General features: G+C 44.8%; 4 protein-coding genes. 3 read left to right on the top strand and 1 reads right to left on the bottom strand.

Going from position 1 to position 2851, the window contains the following annotated elements; translation table 11 throughout:
* The 3 genes from A3757_RS18745 to A3757_RS18735 form a co-directional block, all read left to right on the top strand.
* A partial coding sequence (locus A3757_RS18745) for an aldehyde dehydrogenase family protein (protein ID WP_156506414.1) occupies positions 1–663 on the top strand: 663 nt, incomplete at its 5' end.
* Positions 664–675: 12 nt separating this feature from the next.
* Positions 676–1860: an iron-containing alcohol dehydrogenase gene (locus A3757_RS18740; protein ID WP_068516696.1), complete on the top strand. Its 1185-nt coding sequence runs from the start codon at positions 676–678 to the stop codon at positions 1858–1860.
* 8 nt (positions 1861–1868) lie between these two features.
* Complete coding sequence (locus tag A3757_RS18735) at positions 1869–2585, top strand: hypothetical protein (protein ID WP_068553483.1); 717 nt, start codon at positions 1869–1871, stop codon at positions 2583–2585.
* Positions 2586–2603: 18 nt separating this feature from the next.
* Here the strand turns inward: A3757_RS18735 and A3757_RS18730 are convergent.
* The coding region (locus tag A3757_RS18730; RefSeq protein ID WP_156506413.1) for a diguanylate cyclase domain-containing protein at positions 2604–2851 on the bottom strand (248 nt) is incomplete at its 5' end.

Raw genomic sequence — 2851 nt, 5'->3', positions numbered from 1 at the left:
GATGCTGACCTTGAATATGCTGTTGAATCAACTGTAGATGGTGCTTTCTTTAATTCCGGTCAGTCGTGTTGTGGGCTCGAACGGATTTATGTTCATCAGTCAATTTATAGTGCGTATGTCGAGCGCTTTGTAGAGCTTACTCGGGAGTATGTCCTGGGTTGCTCAAATGATCAGGCAACGACGCTTGGTCCGGTAGTCAATGCTTCGGCGGCAGCAAGAATACGCAAACAGATTCAAGGCGCAATTGATTCAGGTGCCAAAGCCAATATCGATGTCACAAATTTCCCTCTTGATCAGAATGGTACGGCCTATCTAGCACCTCAAGTGCTGACGAATGTTGATCACTCGATGTCAGTAATGCGTGATGAGACCTTTGGTCCAGTTGTGGGGATAATGGCTGTTAGCTCCGATGAAGAAGCAGTAAAGCTTATGAACGACAGTGACCTGGGATTGAGTGCAGCTATTTATAGCAATGACCTAGAGGCTGCGACTGCGCTAGGCGAAAAGATTGAGACGGGTACTTTTTTTGTTAATCGCTGTGATTTTCTAGATCCCGAATTGGTGTGGACAGGGGTGAAAAATACCGGGCGTGGTTACTCTTTGTCTGTGCACGGCTTTGATAATTACATCCAACTAAAGTCTTACCATATAAAATCTATTTGAGAGTAATTGACTATGCATATATTGGAGGGGAACTGGAACTACCCGAATCAGATTATTTCGGGCGCCGGTCGTTTGGCTGAGCTCGCTACTCAGTGCCAGGAAAAGGGATTTGAACATCCTTTAATCGTGACGGATCCCGGTCTTTCGAGCTTACCTATTTGTGATGAACTCAAGCAGACACTTGAGCGCGCAAACATTAAGTTTGATGTTTATGATCAGGTATCAGCCAACCCGAATCAAGAAGATGTGTGCCGCGGTGTTGAGCAGTTTAAACGCTCAAAGCATGACTCAGTAATCGCTTTTGGTGGTGGCTCAGCACTTGATGCAGCAAAAGCAATTGCTTTAATGGTTGGGCAAGAGCTACCTATTTGGGAGTTTGAGGATGTTGGCGATAACTGGTGCAAGGTAAAGGAGGAGGGTGTTGCACCTGTTATTGCAATTCCTACAACAGCTGGAACAGGTTCAGAGGTTGGTCGTGCTTCTGTCATTACTGATTCAGAAAAACACCTAAAGAAGATTATATTCCACCCAAAGATGCTACCAGTGCTAGTGATATTGGACCCCAACGTAACGACAGGTTTGCCAGCTAAAATTACCGCTGCAACGGGCTTGGATGCCTTATCACATTGCCTTGAAGCTTTTTGCTCACCTTCTTACCACCCGATGGCTGAGGGTATTGCGCTTGAAGGTATGCGCCTGATTAAAGAAAATCTCCAGCTTGCATACGAAAATGGCGATAACCTAGAAGCGCGGATGCATATGCTGGTTGCTTCAAGTATGGGGGCTGCAGCGTTCCAGAAAGGTTTGGGAGCGATGCATGCTATCGCACATTCTATAGGTGCAACATATGGTGCGCATCATGGTCTTCTAAATGCTATTTTGATGCCTTATGTCCTCGAAGAGAATTATAGTGAAATCAAAACAAAGCTCGGGCGCGCCGCGAGATATCTTGACCTAGACGGAGGTTCCGCAGACTCGTTTATTTCTTGGGTCCACCAACTTCGAGCAGACCTTGGTATACCACGTACCTTAGATGAAATCGGTATCAACTTAGGCGATGTACAAAAATTAGCTGCCATGTCTGTTGAAGATCCTTCAGCTGGTGGCAACCCTATCCAGCTGTCGTCAGCTGATTATGCGCGCTTGATCGGAAATGCCATTCAAGGCGTAAATGAAACGCCTGGGGAAGGGGCGTAGGCTGCATAATGGATAACTATAAAGTCGCCATTTTGCAGTGTGATGACGTGCTAGATAAGTTCCGGACCGACTTCGGAAACTATCCGGGTATGGTTGAAGATTGCTTTACGCAGGTCTCGCATAGCTTAGAGTTTTTTACTTATGATGTGCGTAAAGGTGAATATCCTAAACAGATACAGGATTTTCGTTTTTATGTGATCACTGGGAGCAAAGCCAGTGTCTACGATAATGAGTTCTGGATAAGTAAATTAGTAGAGTTTGTGCAATGTCTGGATCGAGTATCGATACCTGTGTTTGGAATCTGCTTTGGTCATCAGATCATGGCTTTAGCAAAGAATTGTTCGGTTGAGAAATCTTCTAAAGGTTGGGGTGTAGGTGTTTCAAGTAATGAATTAACCAAGTGCGCCTATGACTTAGGCTTTGAGGGAAATGCCCTTAATATGATTGTTAGCCATCAAGATCAAGTCCAGAATATACCGCAAGAATCCAAGCTTCTAGCGACAAGTGATTTTTGTCCATACTTTGCCGTTCAATGGAGTGATTCCTTGATTAGTATCCAAGGGCACCCGGAATGGACTTGTGAATACTCTGAAGCCTTAATGAATGATCGTCGCGACCGAATCCCTGCTAATACAATTGAGGCTGGTCTAGAGTCCTTAGCGAAACCTCTGGATAACAGGGGTTTCCTAAGTGTAATTTCGAAATTTTTACTTCAGAAAGCGTGATGTTGGTTTTGGTGGCTGTTAATGTGCGTGACTTATCGGCAAGGTAGTTAGGGTGTCATTTAGCTCGCTTGAAACTGCCTGGTTTCTACCATTCAATTTTGCACTATATAGTGCCTTGTCTGCTCGCTCTTTCAGGCTATCAAGGGTTTCACTTTGAATGAAGGTCGAGGTACCAGCACTAATGGTTACAGGGATAATTTTGCCCTTATATAGGTAGGTGTGTTGCTCTACGCTCTGCCTGATTCGATCAGCAATTTTTAAAGCTT

This window comes from Oleiphilus sp. HI0117 (assembly GCF_001635235.1).
This window is presented reverse-complemented; position numbering and strand designations above follow the sequence as displayed.